The 25,848-nt window shown below is 47.7% G+C and carries 24 protein-coding genes; 20 read left to right on the top strand and 4 right to left on the bottom strand.

The window, feature by feature from the left end; all coding sequences use genetic code 11:
- The first annotated feature begins 13 nt into the window (after positions 1-13).
- Complete coding sequence (locus JYJ62_RS14010) at positions 14-1,411, top strand: HDOD domain-containing protein (RefSeq protein WP_205342849.1); 1,398 nt, start codon at positions 14-16, stop codon at positions 1,409-1,411.
- Here the strand turns inward: JYJ62_RS14010 and JYJ62_RS14005 are convergent.
- Together JYJ62_RS14005 and JYJ62_RS14000 are read right to left on the bottom strand one after the other, a co-directional pair.
- A complete protein-coding gene (locus JYJ62_RS14005) occupies positions 1,408-2,286 on the bottom strand; it encodes an alpha/beta hydrolase (RefSeq protein ID WP_205342848.1) in 879 nt (292 codons plus the stop codon). The two genes, JYJ62_RS14010 and JYJ62_RS14005, sit on opposite strands and share 4 nt — an antisense overlap.
- Positions 2,287-2,307: 21 nt before the next feature.
- Positions 2,308-3,279 carry a CobW family GTP-binding protein gene (locus JYJ62_RS14000; protein ID WP_205342847.1) on the bottom strand — a complete coding sequence of 324 codons (972 nt, stop codon included), beginning with the start codon at positions 3,277-3,279 and terminating at the stop codon, positions 2,308-2,310.
- A 133-nt stretch (positions 3,280-3,412) separates the two neighbouring features.
- On the opposite strand from JYJ62_RS14000, the gene JYJ62_RS13995 reads away from it, so the two are divergent.
- The 4 genes from JYJ62_RS13995 to JYJ62_RS13980 all read left to right on the top strand — a co-directional run bounded on the left by JYJ62_RS13995 (position 3,413) and on the right by JYJ62_RS13980 (position 6,923).
- Entirely contained in the window at positions 3,413-3,766 is a 354-nt protein-coding gene (locus JYJ62_RS13995) for an NADH:ubiquinone oxidoreductase (RefSeq protein ID WP_205342846.1), read from the top strand.
- Between the two features lie 308 nt (positions 3,767-4,074).
- On the top strand, positions 4,075-5,508 hold the full coding sequence (gene ccoN / locus JYJ62_RS13990; RefSeq protein ID WP_205342845.1) for a cytochrome-c oxidase, cbb3-type subunit I: 1,434 nt from the start codon (positions 4,075-4,077) through the stop codon (positions 5,506-5,508).
- 3 nt (positions 5,509-5,511) lie between these two features.
- Entirely contained in the window at positions 5,512-5,706 is a 195-nt protein-coding gene (locus tag JYJ62_RS13985; RefSeq protein WP_205342844.1) for a hypothetical protein, read from the top strand.
- Between the two features lie 95 nt (positions 5,707-5,801).
- Positions 5,802-6,923 (top strand): HPP family protein, encoded by a 1,122-nt coding sequence (locus JYJ62_RS13980; RefSeq protein WP_232365809.1) that lies wholly within the window; start codon positions 5,802-5,804, stop codon positions 6,921-6,923.
- On the opposite strand, the gene JYJ62_RS13975 is transcribed toward JYJ62_RS13980, so the two are convergent.
- A complete protein-coding gene (locus tag JYJ62_RS13975; protein WP_205342843.1) occupies positions 6,920-7,786 on the bottom strand; it encodes a LysR family transcriptional regulator in 867 nt (288 codons plus the stop codon). The two genes, JYJ62_RS13980 and JYJ62_RS13975, sit on opposite strands and share 4 nt — an antisense overlap.
- 123 nt (positions 7,787-7,909) lie before the next feature.
- Here JYJ62_RS13975 and JYJ62_RS13970 point away from each other — a divergent pair, with 123 nt between their 5' ends.
- From JYJ62_RS13970 to JYJ62_RS13955, 4 genes are all read left to right on the top strand, one after another.
- Positions 7,910-9,271, top strand: coding sequence for a diguanylate cyclase (locus tag JYJ62_RS13970; protein WP_205342842.1), 1,362 nt, complete (start codon positions 7,910-7,912; stop codon positions 9,269-9,271).
- 231 nt (positions 9,272-9,502) lie between these two features.
- Positions 9,503-10,132: a thiol:disulfide interchange protein DsbA/DsbL gene (locus JYJ62_RS13965; RefSeq protein ID WP_205342841.1), complete on the top strand. Its 630-nt coding sequence runs from the start codon at positions 9,503-9,505 to the stop codon at positions 10,130-10,132.
- A 15-nt stretch (positions 10,133-10,147) separates the two neighbouring features.
- Entirely contained in the window at positions 10,148-11,008 is an 861-nt protein-coding gene (locus JYJ62_RS13960; protein ID WP_205342926.1) for an endonuclease/exonuclease/phosphatase family protein, read from the top strand.
- A 17-nt stretch (positions 11,009-11,025) separates the two neighbouring features.
- Positions 11,026-12,789, top strand: a complete 1,764-nt coding sequence (locus tag JYJ62_RS13955; RefSeq protein ID WP_205342840.1) for a GGDEF domain-containing protein — start codon at positions 11,026-11,028, stop codon at positions 12,787-12,789.
- Here JYJ62_RS13955 and pilH read toward each other — a convergent pair.
- Positions 12,758-13,123, bottom strand: coding sequence for a twitching motility response regulator PilH (gene pilH, locus JYJ62_RS13950; RefSeq protein ID WP_205342839.1), 366 nt, complete (start codon positions 13,121-13,123; stop codon positions 12,758-12,760). The genes JYJ62_RS13955 and pilH overlap by 32 nt on opposite strands.
- A 158-nt stretch (positions 13,124-13,281) precedes the next feature.
- Here pilH and gshB point away from each other — a divergent pair, with 158 nt between their 5' ends.
- From gshB to JYJ62_RS13895, 11 genes are all read left to right on the top strand, one after another.
- Positions 13,282-14,238 carry a glutathione synthase gene (gshB, locus tag JYJ62_RS13945; RefSeq protein ID WP_205342838.1) on the top strand — a complete coding sequence of 319 codons (957 nt, stop codon included), beginning with the start codon at positions 13,282-13,284 and terminating at the stop codon, positions 14,236-14,238.
- Positions 14,239-14,344: 106 nt separating this feature from the next.
- Positions 14,345-15,244, top strand: a complete 900-nt coding sequence (locus JYJ62_RS13940; RefSeq protein WP_205342837.1) for an energy transducer TonB — start codon at positions 14,345-14,347, stop codon at positions 15,242-15,244.
- 70 nt (positions 15,245-15,314) lie between these two features.
- Positions 15,315-15,881, top strand: a complete 567-nt coding sequence (locus JYJ62_RS13935) for a YqgE/AlgH family protein (protein ID WP_205342836.1) — start codon at positions 15,315-15,317, stop codon at positions 15,879-15,881.
- Positions 15,878-16,321: a Holliday junction resolvase RuvX gene (gene ruvX, locus JYJ62_RS13930; RefSeq protein ID WP_205342835.1), complete on the top strand. Its 444-nt coding sequence runs from the start codon at positions 15,878-15,880 to the stop codon at positions 16,319-16,321. The genes JYJ62_RS13935 and ruvX overlap by 4 nt, the downstream gene beginning before the upstream one ends.
- A gap of 28 nt (positions 16,322-16,349) precedes the next feature.
- Positions 16,350-16,859, top strand: a complete 510-nt coding sequence (pyrR, locus tag JYJ62_RS13925) for a bifunctional pyr operon transcriptional regulator/uracil phosphoribosyltransferase PyrR (protein WP_205342834.1) — start codon at positions 16,350-16,352, stop codon at positions 16,857-16,859.
- Positions 16,860-16,869: 10 nt separating this feature from the next.
- Entirely contained in the window at positions 16,870-17,880 is a 1,011-nt protein-coding gene (locus tag JYJ62_RS13920) for an aspartate carbamoyltransferase catalytic subunit (protein WP_205342833.1), read from the top strand.
- Positions 17,880-19,154 carry a dihydroorotase gene (locus tag JYJ62_RS13915; RefSeq protein WP_205342832.1) on the top strand — a complete coding sequence of 425 codons (1,275 nt, stop codon included), beginning with the start codon at positions 17,880-17,882 and terminating at the stop codon, positions 19,152-19,154. The genes JYJ62_RS13920 and JYJ62_RS13915 overlap by 1 nt, the downstream gene beginning before the upstream one ends.
- Positions 19,155-19,349: 195 nt before the next feature.
- Positions 19,350-21,185, top strand: a complete 1,836-nt coding sequence (gene glmS, locus JYJ62_RS13910) for a glutamine--fructose-6-phosphate transaminase (isomerizing) (RefSeq protein ID WP_205342831.1) — start codon at positions 19,350-19,352, stop codon at positions 21,183-21,185.
- A gap of 131 nt (positions 21,186-21,316) precedes the next feature.
- Positions 21,317-22,135 (top strand): TnsA endonuclease N-terminal domain-containing protein, encoded by an 819-nt coding sequence (locus JYJ62_RS13905; protein WP_205342830.1) that lies wholly within the window; start codon positions 21,317-21,319, stop codon positions 22,133-22,135.
- Positions 22,119-24,194, top strand: coding sequence for a Mu transposase C-terminal domain-containing protein (locus JYJ62_RS13900; RefSeq protein ID WP_232365808.1), 2,076 nt, complete (start codon positions 22,119-22,121; stop codon positions 24,192-24,194). The genes JYJ62_RS13905 and JYJ62_RS13900 overlap by 17 nt, the downstream gene beginning before the upstream one ends.
- Positions 24,191-25,846: an AAA family ATPase gene (locus JYJ62_RS13895; RefSeq protein WP_205342829.1), complete on the top strand. Its 1,656-nt coding sequence runs from the start codon at positions 24,191-24,193 to the stop codon at positions 25,844-25,846. Before JYJ62_RS13900 ends, JYJ62_RS13895 begins: the two co-directional genes overlap by 4 nt.
- Positions 25,847-25,848: the final 2 nt, after the last annotated feature.

The following is a 25,848-nucleotide window of genomic DNA, read 5'->3' as shown; positions in this document are numbered from 1 at the left end:
GTAGAGTGCTTTTATGCCTGACTCAAAAACAGCACCTGTAACAGAGAAATCTTTACCTTCTGCTATCTGGCACGCCTTAGAAGCTGCAGATATAGCGTTTAGTGTTCATCGCACCGACACCATTGATCCCGCATTGCATTTGCATGCGGTGCTTGTTCAGCACTTAAACGAACAATTACTCGTCATCGTGCCACGCACCCATATCCTAGATCTGGCACAACTCAATGCAATCACAGAAAGATCTTGGAAAGCAGCTGCAAACAGCAGCGTGCTCTCCTTACTCGCCTCTTATCACCTCGATAATCTAGCGACTCTACCAACGTTATTTAACCTGCAAAGCGTATGCGACCCTGCTGTTTTTATGCAGCCTGTCGCTTATCTCGATTGTGGCGTATCGGGGCTGGTTATTGGTCTAAAGGCAGCAAGCTTAGATAAGCTTTTTTCCTCTAGCCAACGCATCCTCTGCTCTGAGCCTATCCCGCCACAGCCACCCAATAACGATTCAGTAGCCAGTGATGTCGTAGAGATTCAGCAGGCCGTCGTGCGGCTCACCTCGCGCAGAATCCATCAGCGTTTACAGGAAACCTTAGAGATCCCTGTGCTCAGTCGCACCGCCAAAGAAGTACTGCGTTTGCGTAATGAACCTATGGCAGGTATTGATGAGCTGGCTGCTGTTGTAGAAACAGACCCCCCTTTGGCGGCACAGGTCATGAGCTGGGCTGCTTCACCTTACTATGCTGCACCCAGTAAAATTCGCTCGGTAGAAGATGCGATTGTGCGAGTGTTAGGCTTTGAGCTGGTGATTAACTTAGCTCTGGGTCTATCACTGGGTAAGAATCTCACCCTGCCCAACGATCAACCGCAGCACTGTACCCCCTATTGGCAGCAAGCTATTTATACTGCAGCGCTGATTGAAGGCTTAACCCGCCTGATGCCGGTCAAGAAAAAGCCTGAAACAGGCCTCGCTTATCTAGCAGGCTTACTACACAATTTTGGCTTTGCCTTGTTGGCACACGTGTTCCCGCCTTACTTTTCTCTGGTTTGTCGCACATTAGAAGTCAATTTACATTTAAGCCACAGCACCGTTGAACATCATCTTTTAGGCGTTACCCGCGAGCAAATGGGTGCTTGGTTGATGCAGTGTTGGCAGGTTCCCGATGAACTGGTCTATGCCTTGCGCTATCAAGACACCCCAGACTATCAGGGTGAATACGCAACCTATGCCAACCTCACGTGTTTAGCCCAGCGCTTATTGGCACAGAACAAGGATGGCCTGACGGCGAACAATCATATTTCTGAAGATTTATATCAACGTCTAGGCTTGAACGAAGACAACGCACAGTTGGCCTTGCAACGTGTCCTCGGTGCAGAGCAAGCTTTGCGTGCCTTAGCAACGCAATTTAATCACTAATCTTGCAATAAGAAATCTCGCACGCGCTGCGCTGTTGCCTCAGGGTATTCCTGCATAAAGCAATGCCCGCCAACTACCTGTTCAGGCTGCACGTAGCTGTTGCGTTGTGTCCACAACCTCGCTGATTTAATTACAAATGGGTAGGTGCTGGTGCCATACAAAAATAACACTGGTGTTTGCACCTCAGTCAACGCAGTCCATAAGTTATTCGGAGCAGTACTGAAAATAGCCGCTTCCAACCACGGTGGACATTTTAACTGCACAGCCTCCTCATCTGCTGGGCGCAAGGCGTAATCCACATAGGCTCTGAGCGCCTCAGTCGTCCAACCTTTAAAAGTACCGCGCCCTGTTAAGCTGGCATACGCTGCTTGACGATCAGGCCAATGCGTCCGACGCTGCAAGGTGCGCTGCGCCAGCTTATTAAAAGCAGTAAAGCGTAAGTGCTCAGAAATTTTCATATAGGTCTGCAAGCCTGGTGGAAACACCACAGGGTCTAACAGCGCTGCACGACTAAACAACTGCGGATGTCGCGCCATGATTAAACTGCTTAACACCCCACCCAAACTATGCGCACAGGCATACACAGCCACAGCGCCGAACAGGCTGCGCTGCGCTTGAAAGGCCTCAACCGCTAACTCAGCATTACGATTCCAACCTAAAAAATGCTGTCCTGCATCACTGTCACCGTGCCCTTGAATATCACACAACCATAAATCAAAGTCGGCACTTAAGCGTTCGAGCAGTGGCGTATACACCCGACCACACAGGCCATTACCATGCAAAAAATGCAAAACAGGTTTGCCCGAAGGGATGCTGTGCCAGCCACGCAAAGTAACCTGTGCGCAAGTGCGGTAGGACCATGCTTGTAAATTCATGCGGTGCTATTCCTTATTATTTTAAACGCTAAATGACTGGCTGACTCGGCAAGCGGCCAGCTCAGCGGTTAACTGCTGCGGGTCTTGTGCTTCAGTAAAAATCAATTCTAAGCGTGAATCTTTGCGCCACTCACTGCTTTGCCAGTGAATACTTTGTCCATCCAAAGCATTCCCTGACAACCAGCCCGCATTCGTCTGCAGCACGCATTTAGCACGACGCCAAGGCATTTGCATCAACCAAAACTGTACGCGCATCAACTCAAACTGCTGCGAAGGGTGCCAACGCCAACCAATACTCCAACCATCCTCTTGTGCATTAACTGAACAAATCGGCTGTTGTGGATCACGCCAGAGCACGCTCATCTTGGGGCTGTACGCGGCAAATGTATCGTCCAAGGGCTGTTGACCCGCTTGCTGATCGTGACCGGGCAACGCGCTATAGACCAGCTGGCCTTGACGCGTACACAACAGTGGCAAGGGTGCAAAAGCCTGTTGCCACTGTTGTTCTTGTTCGGGCGTAACACTGTCGCACTTATTCAGCAGCAGCAACCCAGTTTGCGCCAGCAATGCAGGTTCAATCATTGTGCTCTCTGTCGCTTTTTGCGCATCAAGCACCATCACTATCGGTTGCACGGCAAGCACATCAAGCCACGGCACATCGCGTAGCTGCTCAAGCAATTGCAAAGGATGGCCCAAACCGGATGGCTCAATAAATAACCGATCCGGCTTAGCTTTACGCAGTAATTGCACCAGCGCGACTTGAAAAGGCACGCCATTCACGCAACAGACACACCCCCCCGCTACTTCAGTAAAACTTACACCGTCTTGATTGCCGTCGAGTAACGCGCTGTCCAAGCCGATATCACCAAACTCATTAATCAAAATCGCCCAACGCTCGGTGCTAGGACGCTGCGCTAGTAAGCTGCGCAAGACACTGGTTTTACCCGCGCCTAAAGTGCCGGCAATGACATGGGTGGGGATATGCTGCAACATAGCCGCAGTCGCTCCTAATAAAGCTAAAAGAATGCGCTACCTTAGCAAAAACACTTTCCGCATGCGCGATACTTCACCTGATCCAATCACTTGGTTAAGATGGCCGTGTTGATTCAAAATCTTGGAGTTGTTTATGCGTATTTGTTCTGCACTGCTGCTCTTGCTCTTGAGCCCTCTTATTTTTGCTCAGGCCTGTGTGATTGAATCCGTTGATCAACGGGTTAAGGTGAAAATCTGTCAGCAGAACCGCAGTATTCCTGAACATCTATTTAAAAGTGGTTTTTGCCAACCACAACTCAAGGGTCAGAAAACCAGCGTCACCTTTGTCGATCAATGTCCAATCGGTGCCTTTGGTATCTGTCGCAATGCACAAGCGGGCGGCATAGGCTATCGGCAAGACATTCATTACTACGGTGTCGACACCGATGCACGCTACCTTAAACCCGCCTGTGAGCGGCAAAGTAAAGGTGTATGGATGTCTTACTGAATATTTTTCGTCTAAGCAACAGCAATACGCTGATAATTACTAAGCTCTCCTCAGCAACGCTCTCGACAGTTGCTTTAGAAAAATCACTTAAAATCATAAATATTGATATCAAAACTTCATAATATTCATTTGTTTATCATCAAGCTGCGTTCTAGCATAGCTGTATTGACTTAAGTCAACTGCCGTCTGATAAGCGTTAAAACCTCAGCCTTATCACAGCAGACATCTTCAACACTGAAGGAGGATGGCGTTGCTCGTTACTGCTCAAGCTCATTGCTCAGTGTGCGAGCACCTGCGCTAGAAATATTATGAATACGACAATTGAGCAGGCAACCGCCTACAACTACAAAGTAGTCCGGCAATTTACCATTGCGACTTTAATCTGGGGCGTTATAGGGATGAGTATGGGCGCATTTATTGCCGCTCAGCTGGTCTGGCCGCAACTCAACTTTGATCTACCTTGGACCAGCTTTGGTCGCATCCGCCCAATCCATACCAACTTGGTAATTTTTGCTTTTGGTGGCTGTGCGCTGATCTCTACATCCTTCTATATTGTGCAGCGTACCTGTTATGCGCGTCTGCCTTCAGATATTGCCGCGAGTTTTTTCTTTTGGGGCTGGCAAGTGATGCTTATTGCCGCAGTGATCAGCTATGCACTCGGTTACACCACCACTAAAGAATACGCGGAAATGGAATGGCCCATCGCTATCGCCTTAACCGTACTTTGGGCCACGTATATATGGTTGTTTTTTGGCACCATAATGCGTCGTAAAACGTCACATATTTACGTGGCCAACTGGTTTTATGGTGCGTTTATGGTGGTTACAGCGATGGTGCATGTTGTTAACCACGCCGCTATTCCCGTTACTTTGATGAAGTCCTATCCGCTGTATGCCGGCGCCACCGATGCCATGGTGCAATGGTGGTTTGGCCATAGCGTAGTGGGCTTTATTTTATCCGTCGGTTTCTTAGGCATGATGTATTACTTTGTGCCCAAGCAAGTCGGTCGTCCGATCTACTCTTACCGTTTATCGATTGTGCACTTCTGGGCGATTATCTCAATTTACATCTGGGCCGGTCCGCACCACTTACATTACACAGCGCTACCTGACTGGGTACAAAGTTTAGGTGTGGCGATGTCGATCATTCTACTGGCACCGAGTTGGGGCGGGATGATTAACGGCATGATGACGCTGTCTGGTGCGTGGCATAAGTTACGCAGCGATCCGATTCTGCGCTTTCTTGTCGTCGCCTTAGCTTTTTACGGTATGTCGACCTTTGAAGGTCCGATGATGGCAATCAAAACCGTCAACTCACTGTCGCATTACACCGACTGGACCATTGGCCATGTACATGCTGGTGCATTGGGCTGGGTGGCAATGATCAGTGTGGGTAGTCTTTACCATATGATTCCTAAACTGTGGAACCATGCCGGAATGTACAGCTCACGCTTAATTAACATGCACTTCTGGCTGGCCACGGCCGGTACGGTGATTTATATCGCAGCGATGTGGGTTAACGGTCTAACCCAAGGCTTAATGTGGCGCGCAATCAATGATGACGGCACCTTGTCCTACTCATTTGTTGAGGCTTTACAGTCCTCGCATGCAGGCTATATCGCTCGCTTAATTGGCGGCTCACTGTTTGTGCTCGGCATGCTAGTTATGCTGCTCAATACCTGGTTAACCTTACGTCGACCCGCTGAGCAACATGTCCCTGCCCTACAACCTGTGGAGGTTTAACTGATGCCTATTATCTTAAGCATTATCCTGATCGCAGCGGGCTACTGGAGCCTACGGCATATGAGTCTCTTGCAAATGGAAGAGGCTGCCATGTTGCCTTTTGCCGATGATCCTGAGGCTGCGAAACGCGTTGAACAAGAAACTGGGCGCGCTTGTTTACCTGAGCATTTAGCTCAAAAAATTGCTTTGCAAGCCTAAGCCTGACAAATCAGCAACGCAATTATTAACACCCAACAACGGCACCTTGCGTGCCGTTGTCTTTGTATATAAGCCTACTGTTTGGATACTCGCCCGTGCGCGCTCAATGGATTAAAGCTTTTACCCCGCTGTCTTTAAATATTCCAACAAAGCAGTGGCTGCGTGCTGCAAGTGGTGCGTTTCTTGGCGTTCTGGCATGCGTTATCTGCAATCTTTGGCTGTTTGGCAGTGAGATTACTTTAAGTCTAGTTGCACCTATTGGCGCATCAGCTGTTCTGTTATTCGTCACCTCGGCCACGCCCTTAGCGCATCCATGGTCAATTTTGGCCGGTAATATACTGGCAGCCTGCGTTGGCGTGTTGTGCGTCTTGTATATTGACGAGCCCGCATTACGCGCTGCCGCAGCCGTTTGCTTGGCGATTGTGAGCATGCTGGCGTTACGTTGTTTACATCCTCCCAGCTGCGCATTGGCCTTAGCAGTCGCACTGAGCCCAACCTTAACTGCACTCGGTTTTGATGTATTGATACCGATCGCGAGCCAATCATTATTATTGCTAGGTATCGCGTTAATATTTAATAATTTAACCGGCACCGCCTACCCTCGCGTAGCTGCCGCGCCTCAACAAAACATCCACAACACCGCTGACCCGCTGCCGATTGCACGCACTGGTTTTAATGAGGACGACTTAGATCAAGCACTGAATGAATTCGGCGCCTATGTGGATATTCGTCGCGAAGACCTGGAAGATCTATTACGCCTGACCGAAGAGCACACCTTTAAGCGCCGTACCGATCATCTAACGGCCGTATCGATTATGTCGCGCGACTTACGTACAGGTCATCCAGAAATGCCCATTGAAGAGGCTTGGATTCGCTTAAAAGAACACCGTTTAAAGGCCTTACCTATAGTGGATCAACACCGCCGCTTAGTCGGTATTATCACCTTGATCGACTTATTAAAATATTTTGAGCTGGATGCGCCGATCAGCCGCTTTCATCGTCTACGGTACTTACGTAACAAACGTCTAAAACACATTATGACCACTCCAGTCATTAGCGTAAATTTTGATACACCCCTGATTGATCTGGTCACCTTACTCACCGACCGCGGCTTACACTATATGCCGGTAATCGATGAGCATCGGCAGCTGGCGGGTATCATTACTCAGACTGATCTGATTGCAGCACTTTATCGTGGCTGGCTCGCTCGCGGTTAATAGACCAAGCGATCTTGTATTTGCAGCCAATCAGCTTCTTTTTCCATCAGTGCTTTCAATACGGTTAAGGCATGCTGCAATGCCGGATTGGGCTGCGAGTTCGCATACACAATATAGACCGGCCAAGAAAACTCAGGCCCCTGTGCGACACGTTCGAGTATGCCTTGCTCAATATATGGCTCAGCCACGCGTGTTCTGAAATAGCCACGGCCACCTTTTTGCAAAATGGTATACAAAGCCAGCGGTGCTAAATTACAACGCAAGGCGCTGTGCGCATGTTCAGGTAATATCGCATCATGCTGTTGGCGAAATAACGTTCCCCAATCGACGTAAATATAAGGATCAGGCTGGACAACCGACTGTACCTGTACCAGTTTCTCTTCCAGCAGTTGTTCCACTTGCAAACCTGGCCAATAATGCGGCTCATGCATCAATACTGCATCGAGCTCGCCGCTTTCTAGTTTTGCTCGCAGAGTGGTCGCGTCATGCACACTGGCATCCACTGCATAACTACTGTGTTGCTGAGAAAGCTGCATAAACCAATCTTTCAGCAAAGGGTTCCATAGGCTATTTTCCGCAGCCAAACGCACTTGCACCTGCAGCTTCTCTGGAAAAGGTAACGCCCTGCGCGCGGCTTCCCACGTTTGCACCAGCTGATGGGCATAAGGAACAAAGTGCTCACCATGGACGGTCAGACTTGCACCGGCCCGGTTACGCACAAATAAAGAGCAATTGAGTTGGGCTTCAAGGTTTTTAACCCGGGCGGTCACCGTGGTCTGAGTCACGCATAACTGCTCTGCCGCAGCAATAAAACTGCCACAACGAACAATAACTAAAAATGTACGTGCGAGTTCTATATCCATAACCGACTTTAACCACCCTGATGCAATACGCGTTTTTTATTGATTAAATTTAAATTACGCAGACATCTGCACAAATTACTATACTCTTTAGATCACAACTAAAATCATACTCGACTCTTGACCATGACGCAGATATCAACTGAACAACTTCTTAAAGAGTGGCAAACACTGCTCGATAACACAGCAGACAGCATTTACTGCTGCGCCCAACAATTGGCTCAACAGTACGCGCCTGAGTTAGCACAAAGCTTTTATAAGCATATGCTTGAAGACACCACCGCCGCGCAATTTTTGTCCCATGAGCAAGTTCAGGAACGCCTCAGCAACTCAATGCAACGCTGGATTATCGCGTTATTGAGCTTAACTCGTGCAGATGATTTACGTCCGATCATCGCGCAGCAAAAGCATGTCGGTGATGTTCATGCGCGAATTAATATTCCAGTGCATTTGGTGCTACGTGGTGCGCGTGTACTTAAAGAGACTGTCGCGTCCTTACTCAGCGGCCATGCTCAACAGCAAGACTGTTTAAGCTTCATTTCTGCGTTAATCGATATGGCTATGGAGGTCATGAGCCAAGCCTACTCTGCTTCGCACGATAAAAACTCACGTGCCGAAGAGTCGTATCGCTTATTTTCTATCGCACAAAACTCAGCCCACGAAAAAGAGCGCCAGCGTGCAGCGTTACTGGACTGGGAAAACCAAGTCATGTTCGATATTGCCATGGGGCTGCAATTTTCTCAGTTAAACACTCTATCAGCCTCCGAATTTGGTCTATGGTTCCGCCATAAAGGCGCGCATGCCTTTGAAGGTAGCAATGAGACGCCACTGATCACTGCCGCTATTGAAACAATCGATAACGTCACTTTACCGATGTTTAAACTGGTGCAAACAGAGCCCGAGCGTCACCAACAGCTCTTGCGTCAATTACACGAGCAAACACGCAGCATCGCTTATCATCTAGAAACCTTATTTGCTCAAATAAGTGAGTTGGAAAGTGGCCGTGACGTACTCACTCACTTACTCAACCGAAAATTTTTACCCGTGGTGATGAGTAAAGAAATTAACTATGCCCGCCAACATGAGCGTAATTTCTGTGTGTTAGCGATTGATGTTGACCACTTCAAAATTATTAACGACAGCCACGGTCATGAAGCCGGCGATACGGTTTTACAGCAACTCGCCAGTCTGCTGAGTAACGGTTGTCGCAGTGGCGATTATGTCTTCAGACTGGGCGGCGAAGAATTTTTAATGCTGTTAGTCGATGTCACCGCAAGCAAAGCAGCTAAAGTGGCTGAAAAGCTACGTGTCATGGTCGAAACAGAAAAGTTCCGTTTACCACGTGGTATGACCTTAAAGATCACTATTAGTATTGGCTTAGCACAATATATTGGTCATCCCGATCCACAAAAGCTTTTAAACAGAGCTGACGCAGCACTGTATCAAGCTAAAGGACAAGGACGTAACCGTATAATTATTGCTGAATAAAGCAGCTCTATAGCGAGTACACCCCTCGCGCGACACCTTGGTACAATTGCTCAGTATATTTGCCGTTCAGGCGGGTTGTAATATTTATGTCAGGTGTCGATTTACTCAGTCACTCTGTGCCCAATAGATCGGCACAGACTAAGTTTGTGCTGGGAACTGGCGCTCTGTCCAAGGGTCTATTAGTATGCGTTCAGGTTCACTGACACATTAATATTTTATCGGAGTTTTAGAATGCGCAATTTGTTTATGTCCGCTGTATTGGTGGGTGCCAGCCTGCTGGGATCCACTGTGTTTGCGCAAGAACTGGTTGAAGGCACTAACTATGTGACCTTAAGTAGCCCAGTACCAACAGCACAGCCGGAAAAAATCGAAGCCACCGCCTTATTTTGGTACGGCTGCCCGCATTGTTACCAATTGGAGCCGACCCTAGCAGCATGGAAGCCAACACTACCTGAGGATGTCAACTTTGTTCGCGTACCAGCAATGTTCGGTGGTATTTGGAACCTGCACGGCCAGCTGTTTTACACCTTAGAAACCATGCAAGTCGAAGATAAAGTCCATAGCAGTATTTTTAATGCCATGCATAATACCGGTCGTAAGCTGTCAACACTGGATGAAATTACCAGCTTTGTGACAGAGCAAGGCGTCGACAAAGAATTGTTCTTAAAAACTTGGAATTCTTTTAGCGTTAAAAGCAAAATGGAAAAAGCCAAAAAACTAGCCTTGGCTTATCAAATCAGTGGTGTCCCTGCCATCGTGATTAACGGTAAATACCGTTTTGATATTGGTATGGCTGGCGGTCTACAAGAGACGGTAGAGGTTGCTGACGCACTGATTCAAAAAGAACGTCAATCAAAATAGGATATTGCCGTGCTGATGCCTCGTCGCTTTAGCCAAGAACGCTCAATTATCAGCTGTGATGCCAATCATAATCTACAGTGCATCCCGGATGTACTGTCACGTAATGAACGGCACATTCGCTTGTTGAGCTTCAATATACAAGTTGGCATCAGCACCAGCGCCTACCGTCACTATGTGACACGTAGCTGGAAGCATATTTTACCGCATCAAGAACGTTACAGAAATCTAGAGAAAATCGGTTTTTTGCTCAGCGACTACGATATCGTTGCATTGCAAGAGGCCGACGGTGGCAGTTTACGTTCGGGCAATATCAACCAAGTTCAACAGTTGGCAAAACTGGGTAATTTTCCTTATTGGTACCAACAACGTAACCGTAACCTTGGGCCTTTTGCGCAACACAGCAACGGCTTACTGTCGCGCTTAGAACCACAGAAACTTGAAGACCATCCCTTGCCTGGCCCTGCTGGACGTGGTGCTATTTTAGCGCAAATTGGTCAAGGGCCTGATGCGATTGCCGTGGTTTCCATGCACTTAGCATTAGGCGCGCGCGCACGTAATCGCCAACTGGGCTACATCCATGAAATTGTCAGTGATTATCAGCATGTTGTGCTAATGGGCGACATGAACACGCAAGCTGATAACCTCTTGATCAACTCGCCCTTAAGCAGTCTTAACTTGCGCGCTGCGCAAACGGACGCAACCTTTCCGAGTTGGAAGCCACAACGCTGCCTCGATCATATTCTGATCAGTTCAGAGTTAGAGGTTGCTAATATGTCAGTTTTACCGATACCTATTTCCGACCATTTACCGGTGTCGATGGATATCGTACTGCCGAGCCTAACACCTGCTCCTATTTATCAATTTCCACAGCAGTAGAGTAAAATGAATTGGCTATGCAAAACGATGCTTTGGCTTGGAAAAATAAATATTTGCAGTTGTTGGATCAACAAGAACAAATAGAAGTCAGGTTTACTGCACAAGCAGAACTACTTAAACGTGCTTTAATTCGTAGTAGTTTGGCGGCAGAGGGTAACGATGATCGACTCGATCAACAGTTACAACTGCTGCGCCGATTACTGCGTAAAGATATCAACAACAGTGAATTAGAAGACCATATTGAGCATCTTGAAAAAGCTCTTCTTGCCTCGGAAAAAACGCTTCTACAGCGTAAAGAGACACTCAGCAATAATGTGCAGTCTTTCGTGCAACAACTTCTGCAGTTACAACCACCCAAAGACATTCAAAAAGCTCTGCGTTTATTTGAAAAAAGCCTAGAGAAACAGCTCTCGCAACCGCACAGTTTATATAGCGTATTAAGCGAATTAAAAGAGCTGCAGGCCCGCGTAGTCGACAGCATCTTGCAACTGCAACAAAGCCAACCACAAGCAGCACCCGGCTTACTGGCTCGCTTATTCAAAGCAACGCCTCAGAACTTACCGTCACCCGCTGCAGTAGAGCCCCATGAGGCCTTAGAACATAACGCAACCCGCCAAGACAGCGAACAGAGCGACACACAAAGATACACTGAGGATAGCCATGACAGCTATTCGCTGCCGTTACTCGACGCCAGCTATAGCTCAGTGGCGCAAGACATTCACAAAACGCTCAATACTCTGTTAAATGGTTTACCTATTACCAAAAATCATGAGCAGCAAATTAAGCTCTTACGCTCACGACTTAACCAAGGGCTTAATTGGTACGAGCTGGCACCTTTATTAGGTGATCTATCTACCGTTATCCTTGAAATTGCTCATGGCAGTGAAAATGAACTCGAATCCTACCTGCTGCAATTAAACCAACGCTTAGTCTCATTTCATGACAATTTACAAATCACGTCAACGGACTACACCACTTCAGTTAAGGATGCAAAAGCGCTAGATAGTGACTTACGTCAGCATGTCAGCAGCTTTCAAGATGATGTGCATACTTCAACTGACCTTAATGAGTTAAAAAAACGCGTCGATACCCGCTTAGATAATTTTATTAATACGCTGCAGGTGTACCAAGAAAAACGCGAACAGAACGAGTCAGCTATTTTCGAACGTTTTCAAGCGTTGTCAGACTACTCTAAGCAAATGGAAAAAGAAGCGCAGTTACTGTCAGTGAAGCTTGAAGATCAACACAAAAAGGCGTTGCTCGACCCACTGACTGAACTGGCTAACCGTGCGGCCTGGAATGAACGTTCAGCGCTCGAACATGCACGCATCCAGCGCAATAACAGTTCACTGATACTCAGCATTATTGATATTGACCATTTCAAGCGTATCAATGATAGCTACGGTCACTTAGCCGGTGATAAAGTGCTTAAAGTGATTGCTTATGAGCTGAATAAACGCATAAGAAAAACCGATTTCATTGCCCGATTTGGCGGCGAAGAGTACGCCCTCTTACTACCCGACACGCCACTCGAAGACGGCTATAAGCTGCTCGATAAACTACGTTTAGCGATCGAAGCCTGCCCGTTCAACTTTCGCGGCGAACCTATTACCATTACCTTATCAGCAGGCATTGGCCAAATAGCGGCTAATGAACCGCTTGAGCAAGCCTTCGAACGTATTGACCAAGCACTCTACGCAGCCAAAAAGGCAGGGCGTAATAATGTGCAAATAGCCAAACCACCATTAGTTAACCCTGCAACACCGCATCCAGAGCGTTGATCAGTGTCGCTTCATCGACCGGTTTAATTAAATAGTCTTTCGCGCCTTGACGCTTACCCCAAACCCGATCAGTCTCCTGATCTTTACTGGTGATAATAATCACTGGAATATGCTGTGTACCGGGTATTTTTGTCAGCTGCCGCGTCGCTTGAAAACCATTAAGACCAGGCATAACAATATCCATTAGCACGGCATCGGGCTGCTCTTGCTTAGCTAAAGCCACACCATCGGCACCATTTTCAGCTTTATAGACTTGATGTCCATGTTTCTCTAACAGTGCGGCCAATTTACACATCTCAGTGGGCGAATCATCCACAATCAAAATACGAGCCATAACTTCCTCGATAAAAAATAATGATAGGATGCGTGTCGACGATTTTGCCAGTACGCGAAACCCAAAACACTAGATTGTAGCACCCAGCCAATCTAACACTGTTATTCGGCTAAACTAGAGTGCATTATTGGCTACTTAATTTTATTGGAGACTTTATCATGCAGGTTCGCCTTGGGATTGTAATGGATCCTATCGATCGTATTTCATTCAAAAAAGACAGCTCCTTGGCCATGTTATTGTCTGCGCAAGCACGCGGCTGGTCTTTATTTTATATGGAACAGCACGATTTATACCAACGCGCCGGTGAAGCACGAGCACGCATGCGCCCTCTGCAGGTGTTTGACAACGCTGAGCATTGGTTTGAACTGGGTGATGAAATCGATGAACCATTGGCACACCTAAACGTCATTCTGATGCGTAAAGACCCGCCGTTTGATAATGAATTTTTATATAGCACCTACCTTCTCGAACAAGCAGAAGCCGCAGGTAGCTTGGTGGTTAATCGCGCGCAAAGTCTGCGCGACTGCAATGAAAAGCTGTTTGCCACCCTCTTTCCACAGTGCACACCAGCAACCCTAGTCAGCCGCCGCCCAGATATTCTGCGTGAGTTTGCCGCAGAACATGGTGATGTGATTCTCAAACCATTAGACGGCATGGGTGGCTCATCGATTTTCCGCCATCTCAAAGGCGATCCTAATTTATCAGTGATTTTAGAAACGCTGACTGCACATGGCACCCAGCAAATTATGGCGCAGAAGTACTTACCGGCCATTAAAGACGGCGATAAACGCATTCTAATGATTGATGGCGAGCCAGTACCTTACTGCTTAGCGCGGATTCCTGCTGCGGGAGAAACGCGTGGTAACTTAGCCGCAGGTGGTCGTGGTGTGGCGCAACCGCTAACTGAAAAAGATCGCTGGATTGCTGAACAAATTGGCCCTGAGTTGCGTAAACGTGGCTTGCTCTTTGTAGGTTTGGATGTCATCGGCGAACATTTAACAGAAATCAACGTCACCAGTCCCACCTGTATCCGTGAAATTGATGCCGCTTACGATACTAAAATCGGTGATCAATTGATGGATGCGATTGCGAAAAAGCTCGCTCAACGCAGTTAAATAAATCGGTTTGCACAACTGTCTATGGCAGAATGTGCAAACCCTTTTATGGAATTTCTACTGTTTCTCGGCAGACTGCCGCCTCTGTCGAGTAACTCATACGCTTATGAACAACTCTGCTGCCAACCCTTTTGCTGAATCTAAGTCCGCGCTGAACTCTGCTAACCGCTTAGGCTTTACGCTACTTATTGCGGCACTATTGCATCTCGCTATTATCCTAGGAGTGGGCTTTACCGTCAGTGATCGTCCTCCTTTAAGCAAAAGTCTAGATGTCACCTTAGCGACCTTCAAAAGCGAAAAAAAACCGGAAAAAGCCGACTTTATTGCTCAAGATAACCAACAAGGAAGCGGTACGTTAGATAAAGCAGCCATACCCAAAACCACAGAAAAAGCACCCTACCAAGATACTAAAGTTAATAAAGTTCAAGTTGAAACCACAGTAGATACCAGGCCTGTGATCCCAGAAATAAAACAGGTGATCAGCACGCCGCAACCCCAAAAGCAAAAAGTTGTGAGTACGCCTAAAGAGCAACCTAAGCCACAGCCCACCCGAAAAACACCCGTATTTGACCGCGACCAACTGTCTGCCGACATTGCCAGCCTTGAAGCAGAATTGTCATTTGAACGACAACAGTACGCTAAGCGACCGCGTGTTAGCCGCCAAAACGCTGCCGCCACCAAACGTGATATCAGCGCGTGGTACCGAGACGACTGGCGCAAGAAAGTTGAACGCATTGGCAACCTGAACTACCCTGAAGAGGCACGACGCCAAGGTATTTATGGCAGCTTGCGCGTTTTAGTATTGATTAAGCGTGACGGCTCAGTGGAACAGATGCGCGTATTAGAATCATCCGGACATCCAGTCCTTGATCAAGCAGCGTTAAACATTGTTCGCACCTCCATGCCTTTTGCACCTTTCACAGGCGAATTGGCAGCTGAATTTGATCAAGTTGAAATCATTCGCACTTGGCGCTTTGAGCGTGGCGATCGTCTTTCCAGCCAATAATCTGCGATAATCATCCTGCTCCTCTTGAGCAGCCTCTTTTTTCGCTTATTGATGAGGACGAATTAAGCCTATGACTTCTGTATTTCCTTCCTTGGCAGGGCATTTTTTAATTGCTATGCCCACTATGACCGACCCGTCTTTTGCACAATCAGTGGTGTATTTACTGGCCCATGACAAAGACGGGGCATTGGGTTTAATTATTAATCGGCACAGTGGTTTAACCCTCACTGACGTTTTAGAACAACTGCAGCCTGAGCACACACCGCTCAGCAAAGAACATAATCAAGAGATTTTCAGTGGTGGTCCCGTGCAAACCGAGTTGGGTTTTGTCTTGCATAACCACGGCCCGCAGTTTAAAGGCACAACCACCTTTGCAGAGCTGTCGCTAACCGCGTCACAAGATGCCTTGCTGGCTATTGCGCAAGGTACAGGTCCGCAGCAAAGCCTTATTGCTCTTGGCCATGCTGGCTGGGGTGCGGGGCAAATAGAAGATGAGTTACGCGATAATGCTTGGCTGTCGTGTCCTGCCGAGCATAGAATTATTTTCGAAACACCCATTGAGGAGCGACGCAGTGCCGCCGCCGCTTTGTTAGGTGTTGATCTTGAACGTCTCAGCCATCAAGTAGGCCACGCATGAGCGATACCCTAGCGGCGCCAAAATTACTGTTAGGTTTTGATTTTGGCACTAAACAAATTGGTGTTGCCGTAGGGCAAATGATCACCCGACAAGCGCGTGAACTGTGCAATTTAAAAGCCCAAGATGGTATTCCGCGCTGGGAACAAATCGAAGCGCTGATAAAAGAGTGGCAGCCCGATGCACTTGTTGTAGGATTGCCTTTAAACATGGACGGCACACCCAGTGATATGTGCGTGCGTGCCGAGAAATTTGCACGGCGTTTAAATGGCCGTTTTAACTTACCTGTCCATACCCATGATGAGCGTCTGACTACCTTTGAAGCCAAGGGCCAGCGCTTATCGCAAGGACAGCAACGTGGCAGCTATCGAGAGCAACCTGTTGACGCATTGGCAGCCGCTTTATTACTGCAAGGCTGGCTGGAGCAATATAGCGACAGCTGACCGCAATTGATGCTTGGAGTTTATCTAAATGAGCTTACCTGATCCTGCTGTATTAATTCCTGCAATGGCTCGCCAACTGCAAGCCCATCTGCAAGCACAAAATATCGATAATCCGCGCTTTGTAGGTATTCATACCGGTGGTGTCTGGGTCGCTAATGCGCTGTTAAAAGAATTAGATAGCCAAGAACCGTTAGGCATTTTAAATGTCTCATTTTATCGCGATGACTTCAGTCGCAGTGGCCTGCACCCACAAGTGCGCCCTTCTGAACTGCCTTTTGAAATTGAAGATCAGCATTTGGTGTTAATTGATGACGTGTTGATGAGCGGTCGTACGATTCGCGCTGCACTCAATGAGCTTTTCGATTATGGCCGTCCCGCCAGCGTCACCTTGCTGTGCTTATTGGATCTCAATGCTCGAGAATTACCGATTCGTCCAGATATTGTTGGTGCAACACTTTCCCTTGAGCAAAATCAGCGGGTAAAATTAACCGGCCCCGAACCGTTGGCTATCCAACTGCAAACCCTCGACAATCTATGAGACTTTCGCAATGACGCCTCCTGCCCCTAAGTGCCCGTTGCAGCTAAACGACCAAGGTCGTCTGCGCCATTTTTTATCACTCGATGGCCTGCCGCGCAGCATGCTCACCGAAATATTAGACACCGCTGATTCCTTTCTAGAAGTGGGTGCTCGTGCGGTTAAAAAAGTACCGTTAATGCGCGGTATGACTGTCTGCAACGTGTTCTTTGAAAACTCAACGCGCACTCGTACCACCTTTGAATTGGCTGCTAAGCGTTTATCCGCCGACGTGATTACCCTTAACGTATCCACTTCGTCGACCAGTAAAGGTGAAACCCTCACCGATACCCTGCGCACCCTTGAGGCGATGGCTGCTGATATGTTTGTCGTGCGCCATGCCGACTCAGGCGCCGCACACTTTATTGCCGAACACGTCAGCCCCCATGTCGCCATTATCAATGGTGGTGATGGTCGCCATGCTCACCCCACGCAAGGCATGCTCGACATGCTCACCATTCGTCGGCATAAGGGCGATTTTGAACAGTTAAAAGTAGCGATTGTCGGCGATATTCTGCACTCACGGGTCGCGCGCTCAAACATGATTGCCCTGAAAACTCTCGGCTGTCCTGACATCCGTGTGATTGCACCAAAAACCTTACTGCCGGTTGGTCTTGAGCAATATGGCGTCAATGTTTACACCGACGTCAATGAAGGCCTAAAAGATGTTGATGTGATTATCATGCTGCGCCTACAACGCGAGCGTATGCAGGGTGGTTTACTGCCCAGTGAAGGTGAGTTTTACCGCCTCTACGGCTTAAGCGAGCAACGCTTAGCCTTGGCTCACCCTGACGCTATTATTTTGCATCCAGGCCCGATCAATCGCGGCGTTGAAATTGACTCGGCCGTGGCTGATTGCCCTCGCTCGATGATCCTCAACCAAGTGACCTACGGCATTGCCATTCGCATGGCGGTGTTATCAATGACCATGAGTGGCCAGAATGAACAACGCCAATTGGATGCAGAAAAGCAGGAGTCACTCTAATGCGTATACAGATTAACGGTGCTCGCTTAATTGATCCGGCCAGTCAGATGGATCAACAGGCCGATATTTTTATTGATGACGGTAAAATTATTGCCATTGGCGATACCCCTCGCGACTTTGTTGCTGACCAGTTGATTGATGGTAATGGCTTAATTGCCGCACCTGGATTAGTCGATATTTCTGCATCCTTACGTGAGCCAGGTTATGGCCGTAAAGGCTCAATCGCCTCTGAAACTCGTGCGGCTGCAGCCGGTGGTATCACCAGCTTATGCTGTACACCGCACACCAAACCTATTTTAGATACACCTGCGGTAGTCGATCTCATTTTGGATAAAGCCCGTGATGAAGGCTTCTGCAAAGTATTTCCGTTAGGAGCATTTAGCCAAGGTTTAGCAGGTGAGCAACTGGCTGAATTGGTCACTTTGCGTAATGCTGGCTGTGTTGCTTTCAGCAATGGCTTAGTACCCTTCGCTAGCAACCGCGTACTACGTCGCGCTTTAGAATATGCAGCCACTTTCGATTTAACAATAATATTCCACCCGCAAGATCCCTCGCTTGCTGAAGGCGGAATTGCTCATGAAGGCCCTGTTGCCACCTTCCGTGGTTTAGCGGGTATTCCAGAAACCGCAGAAACTGTAGCGTTAGCCCGTGACTTACTACTGGTTGAACAAAGTGGCGTACGTGCGCACTTTAGCCAAATCACCACCGCTCGCGGCGCTCGCTTGATTGCTAAAGCACAAGCGCGCGGCTTACCAGTCACTGCTGATGTAGCAATGTACCAACTGATACTGACTGAAGAAGCCCTAATGGACTTCTCCAGCTTTTATCATGTGCTACCACCGCTGCGATCTTTAGCTGACCGTGAAGGCTTACGTGAAGCAGTTAAAAGTGGTGTGATCAGCGCCATTGCCAGCCACCATCAGCCACACGAAGCCGATGCTAAGCTCGATCCGTTTGCCGCGACTGAGCCGGGCATCAGCAGTATTGAATTACTGTTACCGCTAGCCCTCAGTTTAGTTGAAGAAGGGGTCTTTGATCTGCCTACGGCACTGCAACGCTTAACCACAGGCCCGGCTGCAGCGCTACGCTTAAAAGCCGGACGCCTCAGCGTCGGTGCTGCTGCAGATATCGTATTATTTGATCCTAAAGCGCAAACTATCGTGGGTGAAAACTGGCAATCAAAAGGCCGTAACTGCCCATTTATGGGGCACGTTTTACCTGGTGCAGTTCGTTACACCCTATTAAATGGCCGTGTCACCCATAAAAACCTGTAAGTAAGCAATAAAAGTCCTCTAAAATAGACAGTTCAGAGGGCTTTTAGCCATACTGTATTGATCTGCCCTGTTATCGGCACACCCTTTAACAACACAGACAGGCACCACCTAGCCTGCTGTGTTTGGTCAGACACTCGCACGTTAGCACTACCCTAGCTGACGTGCTCTTCAAGCTCAGTTACAGGAGGTTATGCTATGTGTGGCATTGTTGGCGCCATCGCTGAACGCAACGTCAGCGCAATTTTACTGGAAGGCCTTAAGCGCCTTGAATACCGCGGCTATGACAGTGCCGGAATGGCCGTTTACAGTCAGCAACTGCAATTACAACGCCTACGCCGCAGCGGTAAAGTCGCGGAACTCGCGCAAGCTCTAGCAGCGCAACCGCTGAGCGGTTCTATTGGTATTGCCCACACGCGCTGGGCCACGCATGGCGTACCCAGTGAAGCCAATGCTCATCCGCATTTTTCCAGTGATGAACTGGCCGTGGTGCACAACGGTATTATTGAAAACTATCAAGAACTACGCACTGAGCTACAGAGTTACGGCTATGTATTCACCTCACAAACCGATACCGAAACCATCGTCCACCTCTTACATCATTTACAAAAAACTCATCACGACTTACTCGATGCTCTACGCATTGCCGTCAGCCAGCTCAAAGGCGCTTATGGCCTAGCACTGATCAGCGCTAAACAACCCGACCGCATTCTTGCCGCCCGTAGCGGCAGTCCCTTGGTAATTGGTTTAGGTATTGGTGAAAACTTTCTAGCCTCTGACCCATTAGCATTACGCCAAGTCACCGACCGTTTTATTTACCTAGAAGAAGGCGATATTGCAGTTATTCAGCGCGAGCATTTGCAGATTTATGATGCTCATAGCACGCCAGTCACGCGCACGATAGTGCAGTATCATGAGCAAGCAGAAAGTGCTGACAAAGGCAGCTACCGGCACTTCATGCTCAAAGAGATTTATGAGCAGCCACAGGCAGTACAGCGTACTTTAGAAGACCGTTTGGCTGCAGATCATGTATTACCCGAAGCTTTTGGTCCTAACGCCAGTACGCTATTTGCTCAAGTAAAAAATATCCAAATTGTCGCTTGCGGCACCAGCTATCACGCGGGCATGGTCGCGCGCTATTGGCTGGAAAGCCTAACCAACACCCCCTGTCAGGTCGAAGTTGCCAGCGAATTCCGCTACCGACATGTTGCTGTACAACCTGACACGCTATTTGTCACAATTTCACAATCAGGCGAAACCGCCGACACATTAGCCGCATTACGTCACCGCCAAGATGACGCTTATCTCGCCAGTTTAACCATCTGTAATGTTGGCACCAGCTCTTTAGTGCGTGAGTCCGACCTGACCTTGCTGACCCGCGCGGGCCCTGAAATTGGCGTGGCCTCAACGAAAGCCTTTACCACTCAGTTGGTCGGCCTACTACTGCTGACGCTAGCCATAGGCCGCGCGCGGCATACCCTTGCTGTCGAGCAAGAGCACGATATTATTGCGGCTCTACGCAGTCTCTCAGCTAAGCTCAATGATGCATTATCACTCAGCGCCAGCATTGAAAGCACCGCACAATTATTTGCCGAAAAAAATCATGCGCTGTTTTTAGGTCGAGGCGAACAATTCCCCGTGGCTTTAGAAGGGGCTCTGAAGCTTAAAGAAATTTCTTATATCCATGCAGAAGCCTATCCGGCCGGTGAACTCAAACACGGCCCGCTAGCCTTGGTCGACAGTGATATGCCAGTGGTCACGGTAGCGCCTAATAATGAGCTACTGGAAAAACTAAAATCCAACCTCCAAGAAGTCAGCGCCCGTGGCGGCCAGTTACTGGTGTTCGCTGATCGCGAAGCGCAACTGAGTGAAGATGAGCAGACCCAAGTCGTCAATATGCCCAGCATTCATCCTGTACTTGCACCGATTCTCTACACTATTCCGCTGCAGTTACTGGCTTACTATGTGGCGGTACTCAAAGGGACTGATGTTGACCAACCCAGAAACTTGGCGAAGTCAGTCACAGTAGAATAGCCTTACACACACAGCGGCTCTACATGTGGCATGACAATAAAGTCGGTAACATGACAATATAGTTGGTAACTTGACAATATAGTTGGTAACCTTGCTCCATACACTTAATGCTCAAAATTGAGGTACGGAGCATGACAAGCAGCACACTTGACTCACGTTCTTTGAAGTGGATAAAACAAGGGCGTGGAGCTGGCTCCGGAAAAGACTATCAACCTTGGCTAACGGTCAGAGATTTACCCTCTTCTGGCCGCTCCCATCGTATTTGGGGGTTTCAAACGCAGCGTACCCATCATCTTCTTTCAGATTTAGAGTTAGCCGCTTTCTTTTTATTTGACTGGAACCCATTCGCTACCGATATTCGTGAGCAATATCCCCTCAGACTAGAAGATACCCTTGAACTCGCAGCACAAACAGGGATTCGCCATCCCGCGTTTAAAGGGCAAGTGCAGATTATGTCTAGCGACTTTCTCATTGACACTACTATTACGCACCAACCAAGGATGGCTATTCAAGTTAAGCCATCAGCTGATCTGTCCAACCCTAGAACGATCGAAAAACTAGAGCTTGAACGACGATATTGGGCTAAGAAAAATATCCCGTGGTATTTGCTAACAGAAAAGCAAATACCCAAGGTAGTCATACAAAATATCGCTTGGCTTTATCCCGCACAGGTTGCTCTCGTTGAACTTGAGAGCGCATTAAGCATGGCGGCATTCTATTTAAATTTTTTTCTAAAAAATCCAACCCTACAGATTTCACAAGCCGCAATGACCCTTGACCAAGCATATTCACTGGCACCCGGCGAATCACTACAAAAAATCCGCTCGCTCTTAGCTTTGCGAGTTTTCTTATTTGATATAACCAAGCCTTGGTCATCGTTGAGCGTTAGTGAGCTGCAGGCGTCATCCGACATACATTCGTTGAGGGAGCGCTATGCTGCGAATCAATGATGTAGTCATGTATCTAGACACTCGCTATCGAATTCTTGTCGTCTCCGATACTCAGTATACTTGGATAGATATTGACTCTGATAAAGCTTTTCCAGAGCAAATACCTTTATCAGAAGTTGACGCAGAAATATTATCGGAAGCCTTAAGAAAAGTTGAGGATCCTTTTTTGCATCTTGCCGCACAACTTCCAGAACAGGGCTCAACTGCACAAAAGGTCCGCGACAAGCGTCTTGCCGCTATTGAGATGCTAATAAATCATCCTGACATTTATTATCGAACAGGTAGAAACGCCCTCATAAAGCAGGCCATTGAAGCATCTGGCTCAGCTAAAAAAACCTTGTACTCACACCTTCGCCAGTACTGGCAACGTGGCTGCACCCCAAACGCTCTTTTACCAGACTACGATAACTCAGGTGCTCGTGGCGAAAAGCGTGCAACATCTGATAAGAAATTAGGCCGTCCTAGAAGTATAGCCCCCGGAACGGGAGCAATTATTGATAGCAGCATTGAGCGCATGTTTCGTATTGTACTGGATCGCTATTATTTAACAGAGAAAAGCCATTCTCTGCCTTATGCGCACCGCCGCTTTGAAGATATGTTTGAAACAGCAAACCCTGATGAGCTCAAAGAGAATTTTCCAACAATCAGACAGTTACGGCACTTTTATGAGCGCGAATATATTCGGCCAGACCGTATCCGACTGAGAGCCAATAAAATCAACTACCAAAAAGACATCAAGCCACTGCATGGTACAGCAACAGCTGGTGTTCATGGCCCAGGTGCGCGATACGAAATCGATGCCACCATCGCAGATATTTATCTTCTATCAGCTGACCGACAAAGCATTATTGGTCGCCCAACGTTGTACGCGGTTATTGATGTTTACAGCAGACTGATTGCTGGTTTCTATGTCGGCCTTGAGAATCCTTCGTATGTTACAGCCATGCTAGCTTTGGTCAATGCGATGACTGACAAAGTGCAGTTATGCCAGTCATACGGCTATGACATCGAGTCAGAAGACTGGCCTTCGATAGGTATTCCAGATGCTATTTTAGCAGACAGAGGTGAGCTACTTGGGTATCAAATTGAATATCTAGAGCAAGCATTTGGCGTGAGAATTGAAAATACTCCCCCTTATCGAGGCGATGCTAAAGGTATTGTTGAGCGCAATTTTAGAACCCTACAAGCAGATTTTAAACCTTTTGCACCTGGTGTGGTGACAGGAAATATCGTTAGGAAACGCGGTGGAAAAGATTATCGCTTGGATGCAACACTCACACTACATGAGTTCACCAAAATCATTATTGGCTCTATCCTTCATCGCAACCAACACTCTGTTCTAGTTAAGTATGACCGTGACCCAGAGATGCCCGACACGTTGGCACCTATTCCGATTAATATTTGGCACTGGGGTATTCAAAATCGCAGTGGCCGTCTACGAAACACCTCTGCAGCTGCATTGAAAATCGCCTTGCTTCCTCGCCAGAAAGTGACCCTTTCAGACTACGGTATTCAATGTTTTGGGGCTTATTATACTTGCAGAGAATTAGTAGAGTCGGGCTGGCTGCATAGAACACGACAGCAGCGCCCAAGCTCTTTTATAGCAGCTTACGACCCAGCAGTGGCCGATGTAATTTATGTCTTCCCTGATGCAGGCCAGCCAGACTATTGGGAGTGCTCACTAACAGATCGCTCTAGAGAGTTCAGAGGCAGATCCATGTGGGAAATGTGGGTAAGCAACCAGCAGCAGAAAAAAACAATCGCTACTGCCAAGCTGTCTGAACAAGAAAACAAGCGAGCTTTAGAAAATGTAATTGACGAAACAATTCGGGCGGCAGAAAAGCTGCGCCCTGCCTATTTTGGTGACTCGAAAACTGAAACATTGGCTGGGATTAAGAAAAGCAGACTGGAAGCTCGCGATGCTGAACGGCAGCAACGCCGACCCGACTCTAAAACTACTGCTTCGAAACCAAAAGCTGAAGTCAAATACTTACACAAACCGCCTGAAGACGGTGCTTTTCCTGACTTTCTTGATGACTTATTTGGAGATGATGAATGACTCTACCCAAAGGCATGCTTCAAGCCATGTATCATCAGACAGGAGTCAGCCAGTATGATGGAAACCCTCTTATTGAAGCGCTGCCACCGATACTCGATCGGACTCAATTAAAAGATGGCCTCTCAGGCAAGGTTACACTTCGTCCAAACGATATCTATCTTGGTGCCCAGACTCGCATTCACGTCATCTCTCAACTACTAGATAGTTTTTTTCAACCGCTATCGCGCCATATCGAGCTGGAATCAAAACTATCTGTTCTGCTTCGACAAGGTTATGTCGGCAGAAACTTAGCCAATGGTGATTTAAATACTCATATCCAAAACGGTTACGAGCGTGTCATGCAAGGTGATCTGGGCGTTTTCCGCTTTGAACATGTTGAATCAACAGCTAAAAGCATGGCATTTATTGGCTGCTCAGGCTCTGGCAAGACAAGCTCATTAAACCGTATTCTAGCAACCTACCCGCAACTGCTTTATCACGAAAAATACAATTTCACTCAAATCGTATTTCTTAAAATTGATTGTCCGCATGATGGTTCTCTAAAGAGCCTATGCCATAATTTTTTCAGAGAAATTGACGCAATACTGGGCACTAACTATGTACGCCGCTACGTTGAAAAACGCCATGGCGTAGAAACCCTGATTGCGATGATGGCGCATACTGCCAACACCCATGCAATTGGCCTTCTTGTCATAGATGAAATTCAGCATCTAAGCGTCAAACGCTCTGGTGGCTCAGAGCGCATGCTGAATTTCTTTGTAACCCTAGTTAACGAGATTTCAGTACCAGTTGTCATGGTGGGCACACCAAAAGCTAAGCCCGTTTTTGAATTAGACCTGCGCTCAGCGCGCCGTGGTGCTGGGTTTGGCTCAATTCTGTGGGAGCCATTGAGCAGGCCGTCACCTGAGCAAGAGGTATCGCGTTCAGAATGGGGAGCTTTCACCAACCAGCTCTGGAAGTATCAGTGGCTGACTAAAGCAGCGCCTGTGATTTCTGATGAGCTTAGAGAAACATGGTACGACCTATCACAAGGAATAATGGATGTTGTAATCAAGCTGTTTGTTCTCTCTCAAATCAGGGCTGTCGTCACTAGGATCGAGCGTATTACTCCAGAGCTTATGAAAAGAGTATATGAAGATGAGCTCAAGCCGATTCATCCGATGATAGATGCCCTGAGATCAGGAGATATTACTAAAATCGCGCGTTACTCAGACCTGACGATCCCCGACGTTGATCGTAAAATCCTGGAATTAAGCAACTTATTGCAGTCGCATCAGGAAAATATAGATGTAGTGGCTAAATATCGTGGCAATGAACAAGCCATCCGCCTGCACAATATGCTGGTTGATACGGGTTACAACTCAGATTTACTTGAACCTCTGATCAATAAAGCCTTTGCGGATCATCCGCAGATGCTCATTAGGGATCTTATGCCATTGATCCTCACTTGGTATCAAAATGCTGGTACAGAAAAGCCGAAGCCAACAACTCCAAAAGCACAAAGTATCAAGAAAACTGAATGGCACACGTTAGATTCTGATGACTTGCGATTCTTGCACTCCCAGGCCGCCAATGATGTAGATATTCATAAATCACTACAACAAGCTGGCCTACTGTTCGATAGCGAGCAGTGGATAAACTCTTTCAGGTAAGG

Origin of the sequence: Denitrificimonas caeni (assembly GCF_905120345.1) — a bacterium.
Taxonomy (GTDB): Bacteria; Pseudomonadota; Gammaproteobacteria; order Pseudomonadales; family Pseudomonadaceae; genus Denitrificimonas; species Denitrificimonas caeni_A.
This window is presented reverse-complemented; position numbering and strand designations above follow the sequence as displayed.